A 16,744-nucleotide genomic window follows, 5' to 3' on the forward strand; every position below is an offset into this window, starting at 1 on the left:
GCGCGGGACCGGGTCGGCCGGTCCCGCGCCGCCGGTACGCGAACGCCGCGCGTCGGACGGTCAGCGGTCAGGGGTCAGGGGTCAGCGGTCAGGAGGCAGGAGGCAGGAGGCGGCGGGTCTCAGGCGGTCGTGGTCGTCATCTGCCCGGTGCCGCTGTCCTGGAGCCACTGCGACCAGGACAGGTTGAAGTCGGCGTAGCCGTTGTTACCCGGGGCCTTGCCGCGCGGGGAGCCGGTGATGGTGACCGGGTCGCCCTGCTTGACGTAGTTGTAGAACCACTTGGCGTCGGTGAGCGACAGGTGGACGCAGCCGTGCGAACCGAAGCTGTGCCCCGGCTGCGGGTCCCCGGTCGAGTAGTGGATGTACGTGCCCGAATTCGTCAGGTGCACGTCCCACGGCAGGGTCAGGTCGTAGTAGTCCGGATTGCTCTTGTCGCAGGTTATGTGGACGCTACAGGACGTCATGTGGACCTTCTCCGCCTTGTCGATGACGGCCATCGTCCCGTCCCAGGACGGCCACGTGGGGCTGCCCGCGTCGATCGGCAGGGTCTTCACGACCTGTCCGTTGTGCGTGACCTTCATCGTGTGACCCGGCACCGACACGGTCGCCTCGTTGTCGTCGCCGACGGTGAACGCGTGGTGGTAGCCGTGCACCCCGTACCGCCCGTTGCCGTTGGGCACATCGGTCAGATTCGCGTCGACCGTGACCTTCGTGCCCGGCTTCCAGTACGACTGGGGCCGGAAGTCGACCCGGGTGGTGCTGAACCAGTGCCAGGCGCCGGTGGTCGGCACGGACGTGGTGATCTTGAGGTGCTTCTCTATGTTCGCGCGGGCCGAGGCCGCCACCGGGTTGGTGAAGAGCACCGAGACCGGCATCGCGACGCCGACCGTGGTCCCGGTCTGCGGGGTGATCGTGTCGAGCAGCATCGGCGGCCCCTTCGGGGTCGGCTTCGTCGGCGAGGGCGTGGCGCTCGGCTTCGCCGACGCCGACGCCTTCCCGTCGGCAGCGGACGAGGCGGCGTCGTGCCCGCTCCCGCCGCACGCGCTCGTGCCCGCGAGCACCGCTCCGGCCACCAGCGCGATACCCAAGCTGCCCCTGAACCGACTCATGCCCGTGCTCCACTCGTATCACTGCGTCACTTACGTCCGGTACGTACGGTCGTGTCCCGGCGCGTCCGCTACGCCTGATCACCACGGTACGTCTACTACAGACCCCTACCCGATCACGGCGGTTGCAGGGCTCACGTAAAGCGACGGCCAAGCCTGCCGGATCGCCGCGTGGCGTCTGTCACACAGGGTGATGCGGTGTCACCGGGCGTGTGCCCGGCGCCCGGCCGCGCGGAATCGGCGCCCGGACATGCGGAATCCGCCCGGAGACGCGGAATCAGCGGCCGGACACGCGGAATCCGTACTCGGACCCGCGGACGCGGTGTCCGATCAGCCGGGACTCAGTGCTTGATCAGGCAGAAGGGGTGCCCCGCGGGGTCCGCGTAGACGCGCCAGCTCCGGGTCCCGGCGCCGTCGTCGAGCAGGATCGCACCCCTGGCCAGCACTTTCTCCTCGGCCTCGGCCAGATCGGGCACGCCGAAGTCGAGGTGGAACTGCTGCGGGGAGGCGGGCTCCGGCCAGCGCGGCCTGCGGTATTCGGTGACCCGCTGGAAGGCCAGCACCAGCCCGGCCGCGGTGTGCAGTGTCGCCCAGCCGTCGCTCAACGACCAGCGCGGATCGGGCCGGTCGACCGTACCGCCGAGCAACGACTTGTAGAACCTGGCGAGTTCCGCCGGATCGGAACAGTCGAGCACCACGCACTGCAATTCGGCAATCATGAACAGAGCGTAGGGGGCACGGCGGCTCCGGCGCGCGACGGCGGGGCCGAAACCAGCGGTACGGCCCCCGCACGACGGAATCTTGCGAACGGAACCTGTCTCACGCCGTCACACCTGGCGATAATGCGGGGCATGGGGTCAGTGATCACCGTGGTGTCGGTCGCGCTGGTGGTCGCGGGCGCCGCGGCGGCCCTGTTCTGGCTGGTTCGCGGGCGCAGGGGATTCGGTACGCCCGCCGACCGGGCCGCCTTCGCCACCCTGCACTCGGCGTCACTGGCCGCGCCCCCGCTGCGCAACGGCCTCGACCCCGAGTCGGCCCGCAGCGCCGCCCGCCATCTGCGGGCGCTGCTCGGCACACCCGCGCTGGCCGTCATCGGCGACGGCGAACTGCTGGCCTGGGAAGGTCCGGGCCGCAGACACGCGGCGCAGGCCGTGGAACACGCGCGGGAGGCGATGGACGCCGGGCGGCCGTGGGTGGTCCCGGCCGAGGAGATCCACTGCGGCGACGACCGGTGCCCGATCCGCAGCGCCGTCGTCGTACCGCTGGTGGTGGACGGCCTGGTCGTCGGCGCGCTGTCGGTGTACGCGCGCCAGGTGTCGGCGGGCCTGGTCAGAGCCGCGGGCGAGGTCGCGCACTGGGTCATCTCGCAGTTGGAACTCGCCGAGCTGGACCGCTCGCGCACCCGGATGATCGAAGCCGAACTGCGCGCGCTGCGGGCGCAGATCTCCCCGCACTTCGTCTACAACTCGCTGACCGCCATAGCCTCCTTCGTCCGCACCGACCCCGACCAGGCCCGTGAACTGCTCCTCGAATTCGCCGAGCTGACGCGCTACAGCCTGCGCAGGCACGGCCAGTTCTCCACCCTCGCCGAGGAGTTGCGGTCCGTCGACCGCTATCTGCGCCTGGAACGCGCCCGGTTCGGCTCCCGGCTCCGCGTCGATCTGCTCATCGCGCCCGAAGTGCTGCCGGTGGCCGTACCGTTCCTCTGCCTCCAGCCGATCGTTGAGAACGCCGTACGCCACGGACTCGGACCCAAGTCGACGCCGGGGCGCATCACCATCAGGGCCGAGGACGCGGGCGCGGAGTGCCGCATCAGTGTGGAGGACGACGGCGTGGGCATGGACCCCGAGGAGGTCAGGATGCGGCTCGCCGGGGAGGACGACGGCGACTCGCTCGGCCTGGGCAATGTCGACGAGCGGCTGCGTACGGTCTTCGGCGACGAGTACGGCCTGGTGGTGGAGACCGCCCCCGGCGCCGGGACGAAGGTCAACGTCCGGGTGCCCAAGTACCGGAACGGAGTACGCGCATCGTGAAACCGTTGCAGGTCCTGGCCGTCGACGACGAACCGCCCGCCCTGGAGGACCTGACGTATCTGCTGCGCGGCGACCGGCGGGTCGGCCGGGTGCTCAGCGCGGGCAGCAGCGACGAGGCCCTGCGGCTGCTGGAGGACGAGTCGGTCGAGGCCGTCTTCCTCGACATCCGGATGCCGGGCCTCGACGGCCTCGACCTGGTCCGCGTCCTCGGCCGCTTCGCCCGGCCGCCCGCGGTCGTCTTCGTCACCGCCTACGAGGACTTCGCCGTCGACGCCTTCGCCCTCAAGGCCTGCGACTACCTGCTCAAACCGGTCGGCAGGGAACGGCTGGCCGAGGCGGTCCGCCGCGTCGCCGCCGTCATCGAGGGCAACACACCGGGAGCCGCCCCGGCGGGCCGTTCCGACGAGCGCATCCCGGTCGACCTCGGCGGAGTCACCCGCTTCATCCGCCGCGAGGACGTCGCGTACGTCGAGGCGCAGGGGGACTACGTACGCCTGCACGCGGGCGGCCACGCGCCACTGGTCCGGATAGCGCTCGCCGTCCTGGAGGAGCGCTGGGCGCAGCACGGCTTCGTCCGCATCCACCGCGGCTACCTGGTCTCGCTCCGCCACGTGGAGGAGCTGCGCTCGGACGCCGGGCACTGGACGGTACGCGTGGCGGGCGGTGAACTCCCGGTCAGCCGACGCCACTCCAGGGAACTGCGGGACCTGCTGATGCAGTGGTCGCCCGCGCCCGGCGAGGGGCCGTCATGAGCGGTACACAACCGCCACCGCCGCGCCGGGTCGCGGTGACCGCGCCGCGCCGCGACCGTACCGGCGGCTGGTCCGCGCGAGCCGTCGCCGAGGACCTGCACGCGCAGCCGCGCCTCGGCCAGGTCTATGTCCGCTCCCTGGTCAGGGACCAACTGCGGCTCTCGCTCGGCGTGCTGGCCGTCCTCGCGGTCGTCATCGGCGGTCTGCCCGCCGCCTTCGCGCTCGCGCCGGGGCTGCGCACCGTGGACATCCTCGGGGTCCGGCTCGCCTGGCTGCTGCTCGGCGTCGTCGCCTACCCGCTGCTGGTGGGCGCGGCCTGGTTCCACGTACGGCACGCGGAGCGCGTCGAGCGGGACTTCACGGATCTGCTCAACGCCCCGGACGCGCCGCCGGGTTCGGGCCCGGCACCCGCGGCCCCGGCGCCCGGCGCCCCTGACTCGGCGGCGCAGGCCGCGCTCACCGCCCCTGACCCGGTGACGGGACCCGCGCCCAGCGCCCCCGGCCCGGAGGCCGGATGAATCCGGCGCTCGGCTTCACCGCCCTCGTCGTCGTCCTCGTGGCGACCGTCGTGGTCGGCTTCTACGGCCTGCGACTGTCCCGCGCCACCTCGGACTTCTACGTCGCCTCCCGCGAGATCTCACCGCTGTGGAACGCCTCGGCGATCGGCGGCGAGTATCTGTCGGCCGCCTCCTTCCTGGGCGTCGCGGGCCTGTTGATGGCCTACGGCGTCGACATGCTGGCCTACCCGGTGGGTTACACGGCCGGATATCTGGTGCTGTTGCTGCTGGTCGCGGCGCCCCTGCGCCGCTCGGGCGCGTACACGCTGCCGGACTTCGCCGAGGAACGCCTCGGGTCCACCGCCGTGCGCCGGGTGGCGAGCGTCTTCGTCGCCGTCATCGCCTGGCTCTACCTCGTACCGCAGTTGCAGGGCGCGGGCCTGACCCTCCAGACGGTGACGGGCGCGCCGCGCTGGGTCGGCGCGGTGGTCGTGGCGGTGGCCGTCGTCGGCGTCTCGGCGGCGGGCGGCATGCGCAGCGTCACCCTCGTGCAGGGCTTCCACTTCTGGCTGAAGCTCACCGCCATCGCGGTGCCCGCCGTCTTCCTCGTCCTGGCCTGGCGGTCGGCGGGCACCCCCTCGCTGACCGCGCCCGACGTGCCGCGCTTCCCGCACACCACGGTCGTACGGCTCGACAGCCAGGTCCGCTTCGACGTGGCGACACCCGTGACGGTGACGGTCAGCGGCACCCTCGACGGCACGGCCTACGGCGCCAAGGGGGCCTCGCGCGCGGAGCGACACGGCGTGCCCGTACGGCTGGTGCGCGGCGAGCACACGGCGGAAGGCGGCACCGGCCTGACCTTCCCCGAAGGCGTCCCCGTACCGCACAAGGTCGGCCTCGCACCGGCGACCGGCGCCAGGTGGGCGAGCCCGCTGTCCGGCGCGGGCGGCAGATCGCACCCGCTGTACGCCGTCTACTCGATCCTGCTGGCCACCTTCCTCGGCACGATGGGCCTGCCGCATGTCCTCGTCCGCTTCTACACCAACCCCGACGGCCGGGCCGCCCGCCGGACGACGCTGCTCGTCCTGATCCTGCTGAGCGGCTTCTACCTGCTGCCGCCGGTCTACGGGGCGCTCGGCCGGATCTTCGCACCGCAACTGCTGCTCACCGGGCAGACCGACACCGCGGTACTGGTGCTGCCGCAGATCACCCAGGCCGGTGAGGCGGGGCGGCTGCTGGCGGCGCTGGCGACCGCGGGAGCCTTCGCCGCCTTCGTGTCGACCGCGTCGGGACTCACGGTGTCGGTGGCGGGCGTGGTCTCGCAGGATCTGCTGCGCGGCTCGACCCACGGCTTCCGCTGGGCCTCGCTCGCGGCGGCCGTACCGCCGTTGGCGATGACGGTCGCGACCCCCGGCCTGCCGGTGGCCGACGCGATCGGCCTGGCCTTCGCCGTCGCCGCCTCGTCCTTCTGCCCGTTGCTGGTGCTGGGCATCTGGTGGCGCGGACTGACCGACCTGGGCGCGCTGTTCGGCCTGGTGGCCGGGGGCGGACTCGCCGCCGTCGCGGTCGTGCTGACCAGCGTGCGCGGACCCGGCGGCGGCTGGAGCGCCGCGCTGCTCGAAGAACCCGCGGCCTGGACCGTCCCCGTGGCCTTCGCCGTCATGGTCGTCGGGTCGCTGCTGACCCGCGGCCGGATCTCGCGCGCGGACGTCGACCGGGTGATGCTGCGCATGCACCTGCCGGAGGAGGTCGGCGCGCAGCCGGAACCCGGTCAGCCCGGTCGACTCGGCGTCCCCGCGCCGCGGGAGACGCCCGGCGCGCCGGGACCCGCCGGTGAGCGGTCACCGACCGTTCGCCGTATCTGACCGACCGCTCACCGTATCTGACGGACCGTCCGTCGCCCGGACCCGACCGCTGGGCGACGCCCGCTGTGGGGCTGTGGCCCCCCGACGTCGGCGTTCCTAGCGTGGGAGCGGGCCCAGCACGGCCCGCGGCGGCGTACGTACCGCGCTTCGCGCCGCCATTCCTCACCGAGGAGGGAACCGCAGATGAGCACCCCCGTCACGACCGAACGGCCGCCCGTGGACGGCATCGCCGACCCCGGACCGCTCGGCCTCGCCGCGTTCGCCGCCACCACCTTCGTCCTGAGTTCCTTCAACGCCCACCTCATCGACCAGAATCTGCTCACGGTGGTCCTGCCGCTCGCGCTGTTCTACGGCGGACTCATGCAACTGCTCGCCGGAATGTGGGAGTTCAAGAAGGGCAACACCTTCGGCGCCACCGCCTTCGGTTCCTACGGCGCCTTCTGGCTCTCCTACGCGGCCTATGTGAAGTTCGTCGTCGGCGATCTGCCCCCGGACACGGCCAACCAGGCCACCGGCCTCTATCTGCTGATCTGGGCGATCTTCACCGTCTACATGACGGTCGCGGCACTGCGGACCAACGCCGCGCTGTTCGCGGTCTTCGTGGCCCTGTCGGCGACCTTCATCGTGCTGACCGTCGCGGAATTCGACAAGTCCGTCACCATCACCAAGGTCGGCGGCTGGATCGGGCTGGTCACCGCCGTGTTCGCCTGGTACGCCTCCTTCGCCGTCGTCACCAACAGCACCTGGAAGCGCGCCGTCGTCCCCGTGCTCCCGCTGTCAGGACTCCCCGTCGGCCGCCGCGGCGGACCGGTGGAGGAGCCCCACTCATGACCGAGGAGACCCTCTCCAACCTGCTCAGAGAAGACCGGCGCTTCCCCCCGCCGCCCGAACTGGCCGCGCGGGCCAATGTCACCGCGGCCGCGTACGAGGAAGCCGCGGCCGACGTCGAGGCGTTCTGGGCCGCCGCCGCGGCCCGGCTGGACTGGGCCGAGCCCTGGACCCGGGTACGCGACTGGAGCCGGGCGCCCTTCGCCCGCTGGTTCGTCGGCGGGAAGCTCAACGTCGCCGACAACTGCGTCGACCGGCACGTGCGCGCCGGGCTCGGCGACCGGGTCGCCTTCCACTGGGAGGGCGAGCCCGGCGACACCCGCACGCTCACCTACTCCGACCTCCAGGAACAGGTCTGCCGCGCCGCCAACGCCCTGCTCTCGCTGGGCGTGCGGGCCGGCGACCGGGTCGCGCTCTACATGCCGATGATCCCCGAGACGGTCGTGGCGATGCTGGCCTGCGCCCGTATCGGCGCACCGCACACCGTCGTCTTCGGCGGCTTCTCCGCCGACGCGCTGCGCGGCCGGATCCTCGACTGCGACGCGCGGGTGGTGATCACCGCGGACGGCGGCTACCGCAAGGGCGCCGCCTCGGCCCTGAAGCCCGCCGTGGACGAGGCCGTGGAAGGCTGCCCCGACGTCCGCAGCGTCCTGGTCGTGCGCCGTACGGGCCAGGACGTGGCGTGGACCTCGGGCCGGGACGTGTGGTGGCACGACCTGGTGGACGCGCAGTCGGCCGAGCACGAGGCCGAGGCGTTCGACAGCGAGCACCCGCTCTACATCATGTACACCTCGGGCACGACGGCCCGCCCCAAGGGCATCCTGCACACCACCGGCGGCTACCTCACCCAGGCCGCCTGGACGCACTGGGCGGTCTTCGACGTCAAGCCGGAGCGGGACGTGTACTGGACGGCCGCCGACATCGGCTGGGTCACCGGCCACTCCTACATCGTCTACGGCCCCCTCGCCAACGGCGTGACCTCGGTGCTCTACGAGGGCACGCCCGACTCCCCGCACCAGGGCCGGTGGTGGGAGATCGTCGAGAAGTACAAGGTGACGATCCTGTACTGCGCGCCCACCGCGATCCGCACCTTCATGAAGTGGGGCGACACGATCCCGGGCCAGTACGACCTGACGTCGCTGCGACTGCTCGGCTCGGTCGGCGAACCGATCAACCCCGAGGCGTGGATGTGGTACCGGCGCGCCATCGGCGGCGACCGCTGCCCGGTGGTCGACACCTGGTGGCAGACCGAGACCGGCGCGCAGATGATCAGCCCGCTGCCGGGCGTCAGCGTCTGCAAACCCGGCTCGGCGCTGCGGCCGCTGCCCGGCATCTCGGCGGAGGTCGTGGACGACACGGGCCGTCCGGTGCCGAACGGCTCCGGCGGCTACCTCGTGCTGACCGAGCCGTGGCCCGGCATGCTGCGCACCATCTGGGGCGACGAGCAGCGGTACATCGACACGTACTGGTCGCGCTTCCCCGGCTGGTACTTCGCGGGCGACGGCGCGAAGAAGGACGAGGACGGCGACATCTGGCTGCTCGGCCGGGTCGACGACGTGATGAACGTGTCGGGGCACCGGATCTCCACCACCGAGGTGGAGTCCGCGCTGGTGTCCCATCCGCTGGTCGCCGAGGCGGCCGTCGTCGGCGCCACCGACGCCACGACCGGGCAGGGCATCGTCGCCTTCGTGATCCTGCGCGCCGACGGCGAGAAGGCCGCGCGGGAGGCGGGCGGCGACGACGTGGCCAGGCGATTGCGGGCGCACGTCAGCAAGGAGATCGGGCCGATCGCCCGGCCCCGGCAGATCCTCGTCGTCGCCGAACTGCCCAAGACCCGCTCGGGCAAGATCATGCGCCGACTGCTGCGCGACATCGCCGAACACCGCGACCTCGGCGACGTGACGACGCTGACCGACTCCACGGTGATGGACACCATCCGTGAACGGCTGCCCGGCGGCTCGTCCTCCGGCGCCCCGGCGGACGAGGAGTAGCGGGGAGCGGCGTACCGCCCCGGATCCGGTCCCGGCCGGTACGCGACGACGGCCCGCGAGGCGGTCTCCCCACCGCCTGCGGGCCGTCGTCACTCAACTCCCGTGCCGCTAGAGCGCCTTGTGCGAGACCAGCGTGTGGTGCCCGGCGCCGACCGCGTCCACGTACACGTTCACGCCGTCACCGCTCACGCGCGCGCCGCCGACCGCCCGCGTGCCGTCCCAGACGGTCCGCCCGTCCAGGGTGACCCGCACCCTCGCGCCGCCGGTCGGCACCGCGAGCCTGCCGGTGGTGCCGCGCGGCGCGTCGGTGGCCAGCGTGAAGCCGCCGCCGTTCGCGCGCCAGGACGCGCTGATCGCGCCGTGCGGGGTGGGCACCTTGCCCTGCGCCCACGTGAGGTCGCCGGGCGTGGGCACGACCGCGTACGAGGCGAAGCCCGCGCCGGTCGGCCGGATGCCCAGCACCTGGTTGGTGAGGCTGACCGTCGGCCCCGAAGCCCAGCCGTGCGCGAGGCTGGTGAACTGCGAAAGGGCGGGCTGTCCCGCCAGGTCGGCCTTCTCCCAGAAGGTGCCGCCCGGGTCCTGCGAGAGCTGGTAGCCCCAGAAGGTACGGATCAGATCCAGGCCGCCGGTCTGCTGCGCGCCGCTCGCGTCGGCCAGACCCAGCCGCGCGCTCGCCTCGAAACCGCTGGGCAGCGGCTCGTAGATCGGCCCGATCGACGCGTTGGGCGTGCTCGGCGCCATCGTCAGCGCGCCGTAGGGACCCCAACTCGTCCGCCGCAGATAGTCCATCGCGCTGCTCGCCTGCCGCTGGCCGGCGACCCCGGTGAGCGCCGCCGCCGCGTTGGCGTCCTGCGGATAGGCGCCGGGGATCTCCCGCGAGAGCCGGTACGCACCGACGGCCGGGTCCCAGAGCTGGTCGTTGACCGCCTTCTTCACCACGGTCGCGCGGTCCGCGTACACCCCGGACGCGGCCTTGTCGTGCCGGGCGGTGGCCAGCTCCGCCATCTCCTGGAGATTGCGCACATACAGCGCGTTCACATAGGTCTCGTGCCCGCAGTCGCTGTAGCCGTAGTGGCCGCAGGAGTTGACCGCGCCGAAGGCGATCAGCCCCTGCGGGTCCTGGGCGCGCACCGACTCCAGCCACGCGGTGGCCTTCGTCAGCGCGGGCCACCACCTGTCGAGATAGCCGCGGTCACCGGTGTAGAGCCAGTGCTGGTACTGGTTGTAGACGAACCACGTCACGTACTCGCCGTACGTGCGGATCTCGTCCTGATTGTGCGGCCCCACCAGGCTCTCGCCGGGCATGTACCCGTCCGGCAACTGCTGCGCGGCCAGCGAGGACAGCGAATTGTCCACCGCGTCCGTGTCGTTGGTGCTCAGATACGTGACCGGGACCTGCACCGCCAGGTCGCCCTGCCACACGATGCGGTCCCGCTTGGCGCCGTCGAAGATGACCTCCTTGGCGGGATCGGCGTTCGGCACCTGACTGTCCGCGTGATCGCCCTCACCCGTCGCGTACGGCCAGCTCTTGGCCGTGTCCGACATCCAGGTGTCGAGCTGCACGGTGTACGCGCCCGCGTACCAGATCTTGTTCAACTCGTCGTCGCTGGACAGGAACCAGCCCTGGTACGCGGCGGGCGACTTCTGCCGCGGCGCCGCGTCGAACTTCACGGACACCGCGCCGAGGTCCACCCAGCCGGGCCCGTCGAGGAACAGCGTCGCGTAGCGGAAACCGCCGCGCAGCTGAGTGTCCGTCAAGGTCGCGGGCAGCTTCGCCGTGTCCAGGGTGATGGTGTGGCTGTCGGCGTCGTAGGTGTACGGCTGGCCGGGATAGCCGTTCCAGATGTTCGCGGTGTCGCAGCCCGGCGCATGGGCCGCCTCGCCGTTGTTGTCGCCCGGAGCGGTGGCCGCGTACTGCACCGACTCGCTGAAGCACACGTGCAGTCGAGGCGGTGTCTTGGACGCGCCCGCCACCTTGACGCTGATCCGGCCGCCGACGTCCTTGCCGAAGTCCAGTGCCAGCAGCGGGGATTGGGTGCGGTCCCCGGTGCTGACCAGCCGAACGGCCCTGCGGCCGTCGCCCAGCACCGCCTTCGGGTCGCCCTGGATCGCGCCGCCTCTCGCGGTCGCCGACAGCACGCGGACCGGGGCGACCGTGTGGCCGGCCGGCGCCAGGACGTACGGCCGCCAGTCGCCGGGGCGCGGGGTGTAGCCGTCCTGCGTCCAGGGGTCGTGCGCCTTCGCCGCCGCGGTCGTCGTCGGCGCGTCGGCGCCGAAAGCCGAGCCGGGCAGCAGGCCCAGCATGACGGTCCCGGCCGCGACGGCCGCGGCAGCCGCGCGGCTCCTGCGGACATGAATGGGCATACGTCGTTCCCTCTCTGTGTCCCTCTGCGGAAGCGGGTGCGTTCCCGCGCGATCCCTGTGGGGCGCGGGCGGGCGGGCGGCCGGTCAGCGGCGGCGCACGGTCACCTTGCGGGTGCCCGCCGCCACGCCCGCGATCCGCACATAGCCGCCGGAGAAGGTCACCCCGGTGCGCCGCGCCGACCCCTGCCAGACCGTGCGGCCGTCGAGGCGTACGACGCAGGTGCGCGCGTCGGTCACCGGGACCGCGATCTCGTCCACGGCGCCGCCCGGCGCGTTCACCGTCAGGTCGAACTCACCGCCGCCGCGCTGCTGCCACGACGCGCCGATCACCCCCTTCGCGGTGGTCAACTGGCCCTGTGCGAAACGCTGTTCGCCGGGGTGCGGCTCCACGCGGTGCCCCGCGCCCGCGTCGCCGGTGGGGGAGATGCCCAGGAAGCGGTAGGTCAGCGCCGAGGTCGGACCCGTCGACCAGCCGTGCGCTGCGCTCATGTACGAACCGGAGTAGTCCGACGTGCCGTCGGTGCGGTAGCCCTCCCAGAACGTACTGGCCGTCCCCGTGGGGCTGTCGAGCATGAAGCCCCACTCGCGGCGGATCAGGTCGAGCGCGGTCGCGTCCTGCCCCGCGGCGAAGTGCGCGTGCACCTCCATGCCGCCGGGGAACGGGTGCACGGAGGAACCGCTCTTCTCCGGCGACAGCGCGCCGACCGCCGTCCAGCGCCACGCCAGCGAGGCGCTGATGGTCCGCGCGCGGTCCGCGGAGTCCACCAGGCCGAACCACACGGCCAGCGCGTTGCCGTCCTGCGGATACAGCGAGGCGCCGCCGCCGGTCGGCTTGTCGCGGTACAGGCCCACGGCCTCGTCCCAGTAACCGCCGCTCTCCACCGCCGACTTGAGCGCGGCGGCCTTCGCCTTCCACGCGCCCGCCGAGGCCGGGTCGCCGAGCGTCGTGGCGAGCGCGCTCGCGGTCACCAGCGCCCGGTACATGATGGCGTTGGCTTCGAGGTTCTTGCCGTCGGCGTCCGAACGCGCCCAGTCCGCCGCGCTGGTGACGTTCAGCAGCCCGTCACCGTCGATCTTCGCGACGATGTACGTCACGGCCTTCTTGTACGCGTCGTACGCCGTACGCGCCCACGCGGTGTCGCCGCTGAGCTGGACGTAACTCGCCGTGCCGATGAGCGTCCACAGGTGGTAGGCGTCGGAGTTGCCGATGAAGTTCACGGCCGGCCCCGCGTACGGGAGCGCGCCGCCGGCGTCCTGGTGGTTGTAGAGCGTCTGGAGCGAGTCGCGCACGGTCACCAGGTCGCCCAGCGACACATAGTCGGTCAGGACGGAGATGCCGAGGTCGCCCGGCCACACCGTGCGGTCGCGCTTGGCGCCGTCGACCAGCACCGTGCCGCCCGCCTCGCCGACCTTCGCGCTGTTGTCCCAGCCGAGGTCCGGCGGGCCCCAGACCCGGCCCTGGTCGGCGGCGATGATGTTGGTCTGCACGGTGTAGGCGCCCGCGTACCAGACCCGGTTGAGCATGTCGTCGTCGCAGTAGAAGTAGTTGGGGTACGCCGACAGGTCGGCGGCGTTCGGCGCGAAGGTGATCCGTACCGAGACATCGGTCAGGTCCACGGAGCCCGAGGTCTCGTTGACCACCGTCAAGTAGCGGAAGCCGCCGCGCAGTTGGGACGCCGGGTGCGCGGTCGCGGCGGGACCCGCGCCCGCGACCGGGGTGTCCTTGTCGGTGCTGATCCGCCCGCCGGGCGTCACCGCGTAACGCACGGCGGGCTCGTTGTTGCTGCCGCCGTTGGACCCGTCGCTGGACGACGTGCTGACGAAGTTGGACAGCTCGGAGTACGTCAGCCCGACCGTCTGATTCGTTTCACCGCCCGGCCCGAAGCTGAGAGTGACGAATCCGCCGACCTCCTTGCCGAAGTCGAAGGTCACGGAGGAGCCCTTGCCGGTGATCCGGGTGACGGCCTTGGCACCGCGCCCCTTGGTCACCAGCGCCTCGGGCCGCCGCACGACACCGGTGAGCGTGTAGACGGCGACCGGGCGCACCGTACGGCCGGCGGGGGAGAGGTTGAAGGCGTCCCACTTGCCCGAGGGCGCCTTGCCGCCGGGCCGCGAGGCGGGGACCGAGGCGCCCGCGGGCACCGCCGACGCGCCCTGCGGCGCGGCTCCCGCGGCCGGTTCCGCGGCGACGGCCCGGCCCCCGCCCGCCTCCGTCGCCGCGACGAACGCGGCGGCCAGCCCCGTCGTGACGAGTACGCGCCGTGTCGGTCCCTGCACTTCACTGTGCGGCATGTCTCTCCCGGATGAATCGTTTCAAGATCGCGGACGCGGAAACCCTCACTGATCTTCCTGGGCCGCCGAGCACACTACGTCGGTGTTTCGCGGCCCGTCCATACCCGTGCGGGGAGTTGTTGCCCCGGCCGATCGCGGCGGATCCGGGCCGCGGAGCGGCCATGGGGGCTGTGACCAGGGAGGCAGTGGGGGCGGGGGAGGCGTCCCGCCCGGGAGGGAGAAGTGCCCTCTCAGCGGATCAGGCGGATCGAGTGCCGTGGCTCGTCCAGCCGGACCCTGGCACGCGGAGCTGTGGATCGACGACGCGGTGAGCGTAGAGACGTACCCGCGCACCTGGCGCATCCTGCGGGAATCCGCCGTGTACGGCGCCGACGCCCTTCGCGTCATCGGCGCGGCCTGGCGGGACCTGCGGGGGATCTGAGGGAGCCGGTCAGACCGTCGCGACCAGCAGCTCCTCGCCGTTGGAGGTGCGCAGGCCGTCCGGGCGGCCGGCGAAGTAGCGCTCGTTGAGGGCGGCGGCCGAGACGTGGCGGGCGTCGGTGAATCCGGCGGCGCGGGCCAGGGCCAGGATCTCAGCGGGGGCGTAGAAGCTGATGAACGGGGTGCCGGAGCCGCGGGCGCCGTTCTCCGCGGCCTGGCGGACGGCGCGCTCGTCGGGTTCCATCAGATCCAGCGGCGGCATGAACGTCATGACGACGGTGGAGCCGGGCGCGAGCGAGGCGAGGGTGCGCAGGGTGGCGGCGTTGGCCTCCTTCGTGAGGTACATGCTGACCCCGGCGGAGGCCACCACCGCGGGCCGTCCGGCGTCGAATCCGGCCGTCCTCAGCCGATCCCACCAGGAACCGGCGGTCTCGAAGTCGACCGGCACCAGGCGCAGCCCGTCGCCGACGCCGTAGCCGAGTTCGGTCAGCCGCCGCCGCTTCCACTCCTGCGGCTCCGGCCGGTCGACCTCGAAGATCCGCAGCCGGTCGGCGAGATCCGGCCTGCGCTGCGCGAAGGTGTCGAGCCCCGCGCCCAGCAGCACGTACTGCCCGACGCCCTCGTCCAGCCGCTCGACGACCAGGTCCTCCACGAAGCGCGCGCGGGCCACGACACCCGCCCGGAAACGGCTGGTGCCCTCCGGGTGCATGTCCCCGCGCTCCCGCCAGCCCCCCTCGGGGTCGGCCAGCCGCAATCCGATCTCGTCCGCCAGCACATGCGGCGGCGGGTCGTGCAGCACATGGACCGCCCGCCACAGCGCCACCCGTACGGCGGTGCTGTCGGGCTCGGCCGCCGCGCCGTCGGCCTCCGGGACGGCTCGGCCCGCCCTCGATCGCTCGTGCCGCTCGCTCATGTCGCGCTCCCTGTCGGTGCTGCCTGTCGCCTGGTGTGGTGCACGGCCCGCCGCGCGGACGGTCAGCTCTTCGCCGGGGCCTGGAGGCTCCACAGCCGGCCGTCCGGGTCCCGTACGGTCATCTCCCGCGTCCCGAAGTGGGTCTCCTCGAACGGCGTGACGACCTCGACGCCCGGCGCGGCCTCGAAGGCGTCCGCGTCGGCCACGGTCAGCACCATCCGCGGCGCCCGCGGCTCCTGGCTCTCCGGGATCTCGGCGATGAAGAGATACGGTCCTTCGCCGTTGCGCAACTGCCCCGAATTGTGATCGGTCGAGAACTCCAGCTCGTAGCCGAGCCCTTGGAAGAACTTGGCCGCCTTGCCCCAATTGTGCGTTTCCAGGAACACGGCCTCGATGCCCCGCGTCGTCATCTCAACTCTCCTTGTCACTCGCTCGCCGCCGCTGGTCGCGGGGCTCCGCCGCCTCGTCGAGATACGCGCGCAGCGCCTCGGCGACCAGCGCCGACAGCGACTTCTCCGACTCGATGGCGTGGTGCTTGACCTGCTTGATCAGCCCTATCGGCAGATACACGTTGAACTGCTTGACGTCGTCGTCGCCCACATCGCCCATGCTAGCAATCTAGTTCCCTAGGTCAAGCTTCCGGGAAAAACCACGCGACGCGCGGCGCCCGATCGTCGATACTCCGCGCGTGGCCACCATGAACATCGGCAGGACCGAACGCGCCCCGTACCTCCGCTTCTCGCCGGCCGCGCGGGCCCGACGCGGCTTCGGCGCGATCCCGCCGACGGCGCTGGTGCTGCTCGGCACCCTCAGCGTCCAACTGGGCTCGGCGGTGGCCACGCACCTGTTCAGCGCGGTGGGCAGCCTTGGTACGGTCGCGCTCCGGCTGTTCTTCGCCGCGGTCGTGCTGACGGCGCTGTGGCGGCCGTCGCTGCGGATGGACCGCCGGGCGTGGGCCGTGGTGATCGGCTACGGCGTCACGATCGGCGTGATGAACCTCTGCTTCTACCAGGCGCTGACCCGGCTCCCGCTCGGGATCGCGGTGACCACCGAATTCCTCGGACCGCTGACGGTGGCCCTGGCCGGGTCGCGGCGGTGGCTGGACGCCTTCTGGGCGCTGCTCGCGGCGGCCGGTGTGCTCCTGCTGGTCGGAGGACGCGGCGACATCGACCTCGTCGGTTTCCTGTTCGCGCTCGCCGCCGCCGCGTGCTGGGCCGCGTACATCCCGGTCGGCGCGGCGCTGGGCCGGCACACCGCCCACGGCAACGGTCTCGCGCTGGGCATGGTCGTCGCGGCCCTGGTGGCCGTCCCGTTCGGTGTGGCCGGCGGCAGTACGGCGCTGGTCCACCCGTGGGTGCTGGCCGCCGGATTCGGCGTCGCGCTGCTGTCGTCGGTGGTCCCGTTCTCGCTGGAACTGGAGGCGCTGCGCAGGATCCCGCCGCGGGTCTTCGGCATCCTCATGAGCCTCGAACCTGCGATGGCCGCCCTCATCGGCCTGATCGTGCTCCAGGAGGCGCTGCGCTGGACGCAGTGGATCGCGGTGCTGTGCGTGGTGGCGGCCTCGGGGGGGGGGGGGGGGGGGGGGGGGCGGGGGGGGGGGGGAGACCCAGCGGGGATGCCTGGGGGGGGGGTGTGGGGTTGGTCGTGTGGCCCGTGTTTCGCTGGGGGGTTGTTATCTAGGCG

At 72.2% G+C, this 16,744-nt stretch carries 14 protein-coding genes and 1 pseudogene; 8 read left to right on the top strand and 7 right to left on the bottom strand.

Features of this window, described 5'->3' with window-relative positions; translation table 11 throughout:
• Nucleotides 1-119: 119 nt before the first annotated feature.
• Both ACZ37P_RS10885 and ACZ37P_RS10890 read right to left on the bottom strand, forming a co-directional pair.
• A complete protein-coding gene (locus ACZ37P_RS10885; protein WP_355341629.1) occupies nucleotides 120-1,109 on the bottom strand; it encodes a L,D-transpeptidase in 990 nt (329 codons plus the stop codon).
• Nucleotides 1,110-1,447: 338 nt separating this feature from the next.
• Nucleotides 1,448-1,825, bottom strand: coding sequence for a VOC family protein (locus tag ACZ37P_RS10890; protein WP_188284292.1), 378 nt, complete (start codon nucleotides 1,823-1,825; stop codon nucleotides 1,448-1,450).
• Nucleotides 1,826-1,948: 123 nt separating this feature from the next.
• Here ACZ37P_RS10890 and ACZ37P_RS10895 point away from each other — a divergent pair, with 123 nt between their 5' ends.
• The 6 genes from ACZ37P_RS10895 to acs all read left to right on the top strand — a co-directional run bounded on the left by ACZ37P_RS10895 (nucleotide 1,949) and on the right by acs (nucleotide 9,072).
• The gene (locus ACZ37P_RS10895) at nucleotides 1,949-3,139 is read left to right on the top strand and encodes a sensor histidine kinase (protein ID WP_223187657.1); all 1,191 of its coding nucleotides are present in this window, start codon (nucleotides 1,949-1,951) and stop codon (nucleotides 3,137-3,139) included.
• The gene (locus ACZ37P_RS10900; RefSeq protein ID WP_355341632.1) at nucleotides 3,136-3,891 is read left to right on the top strand and encodes a LytR/AlgR family response regulator transcription factor; all 756 of its coding nucleotides are present in this window, start codon (nucleotides 3,136-3,138) and stop codon (nucleotides 3,889-3,891) included. The genes ACZ37P_RS10895 and ACZ37P_RS10900 overlap by 4 nt, the downstream gene beginning before the upstream one ends.
• Nucleotides 3,888-4,409, top strand: a complete 522-nt coding sequence (locus ACZ37P_RS10905) for a DUF485 domain-containing protein (protein WP_467346079.1) — start codon at nucleotides 3,888-3,890, stop codon at nucleotides 4,407-4,409. The genes ACZ37P_RS10900 and ACZ37P_RS10905 overlap by 4 nt, the downstream gene beginning before the upstream one ends.
• On the top strand, nucleotides 4,406-6,253 hold the full coding sequence (locus ACZ37P_RS10910; RefSeq protein ID WP_355341638.1) for a sodium/solute symporter: 1,848 nt from the start codon (nucleotides 4,406-4,408) through the stop codon (nucleotides 6,251-6,253). Before ACZ37P_RS10905 ends, ACZ37P_RS10910 begins: the two co-directional genes overlap by 4 nt.
• A gap of 183 nt (nucleotides 6,254-6,436) precedes the next feature.
• Nucleotides 6,437-7,084: an acetate uptake transporter gene (locus ACZ37P_RS10915; RefSeq protein ID WP_188284288.1), complete on the top strand. Its 648-nt coding sequence runs from the start codon at nucleotides 6,437-6,439 to the stop codon at nucleotides 7,082-7,084.
• Nucleotides 7,081-9,072, top strand: a complete 1,992-nt coding sequence (gene acs / locus ACZ37P_RS10920) for an acetate--CoA ligase (RefSeq protein ID WP_467346082.1) — start codon at nucleotides 7,081-7,083, stop codon at nucleotides 9,070-9,072. The genes ACZ37P_RS10915 and acs overlap by 4 nt, the downstream gene beginning before the upstream one ends.
• 108 nt (nucleotides 9,073-9,180) lie before the next feature.
• Here the strand turns inward: acs and ACZ37P_RS10925 are convergent, their stop codons facing one another.
• Both ACZ37P_RS10925 and ACZ37P_RS10930 read right to left on the bottom strand, forming a co-directional pair.
• The gene (locus ACZ37P_RS10925) at nucleotides 9,181-11,436 is read right to left on the bottom strand and encodes an alpha-L-rhamnosidase C-terminal domain-containing protein (protein ID WP_467346084.1); all 2,256 of its coding nucleotides are present in this window, start codon (nucleotides 11,434-11,436) and stop codon (nucleotides 9,181-9,183) included.
• An 84-nt stretch (nucleotides 11,437-11,520) separates the two neighbouring features.
• Nucleotides 11,521-13,728: an alpha-L-rhamnosidase-related protein gene (locus ACZ37P_RS10930; RefSeq protein ID WP_467346086.1), complete on the bottom strand. Its 2,208-nt coding sequence runs from the start codon at nucleotides 13,726-13,728 to the stop codon at nucleotides 11,521-11,523.
• Nucleotides 13,729-14,005: 277 nt separating this feature from the next.
• Between ACZ37P_RS10930 and ACZ37P_RS10935 the strand changes: the two are divergent.
• Nucleotides 14,006-14,149, top strand: a pseudogene (locus ACZ37P_RS10935) (transcriptional regulator); the annotation flags it as partial.
• 9 nt (nucleotides 14,150-14,158) lie between these two features.
• Here the strand turns inward: ACZ37P_RS10935 and ACZ37P_RS10940 are convergent.
• The 3 genes from ACZ37P_RS10940 to ACZ37P_RS10950 form a co-directional block, all read right to left on the bottom strand.
• A complete protein-coding gene (locus ACZ37P_RS10940; RefSeq protein WP_467346087.1) occupies nucleotides 14,159-15,061 on the bottom strand; it encodes a class I SAM-dependent methyltransferase in 903 nt (300 codons plus the stop codon).
• A 62-nt stretch (nucleotides 15,062-15,123) separates the two neighbouring features.
• Complete coding sequence (locus tag ACZ37P_RS10945) at nucleotides 15,124-15,471, bottom strand: VOC family protein (RefSeq protein ID WP_355341654.1); 348 nt, start codon at nucleotides 15,469-15,471, stop codon at nucleotides 15,124-15,126.
• Between the two features lies 1 nt (nucleotide 15,472).
• Nucleotides 15,473-15,661 (bottom strand): ribbon-helix-helix protein, CopG family, encoded by a 189-nt coding sequence (locus tag ACZ37P_RS10950; RefSeq protein WP_355341781.1) that lies wholly within the window; start codon nucleotides 15,659-15,661, stop codon nucleotides 15,473-15,475.
• Nucleotides 15,662-15,758: 97 nt separating this feature from the next.
• On the opposite strand from ACZ37P_RS10950, the gene ACZ37P_RS10955 reads away from it, so the two are divergent.
• A partial coding sequence (locus ACZ37P_RS10955) for an EamA family transporter (protein WP_467346216.1) occupies nucleotides 15,759-16,744 on the top strand: 986 nt, incomplete at its 3' end.

Source organism: Streptomyces sp. NPDC024632 (genome assembly GCF_055559175.1).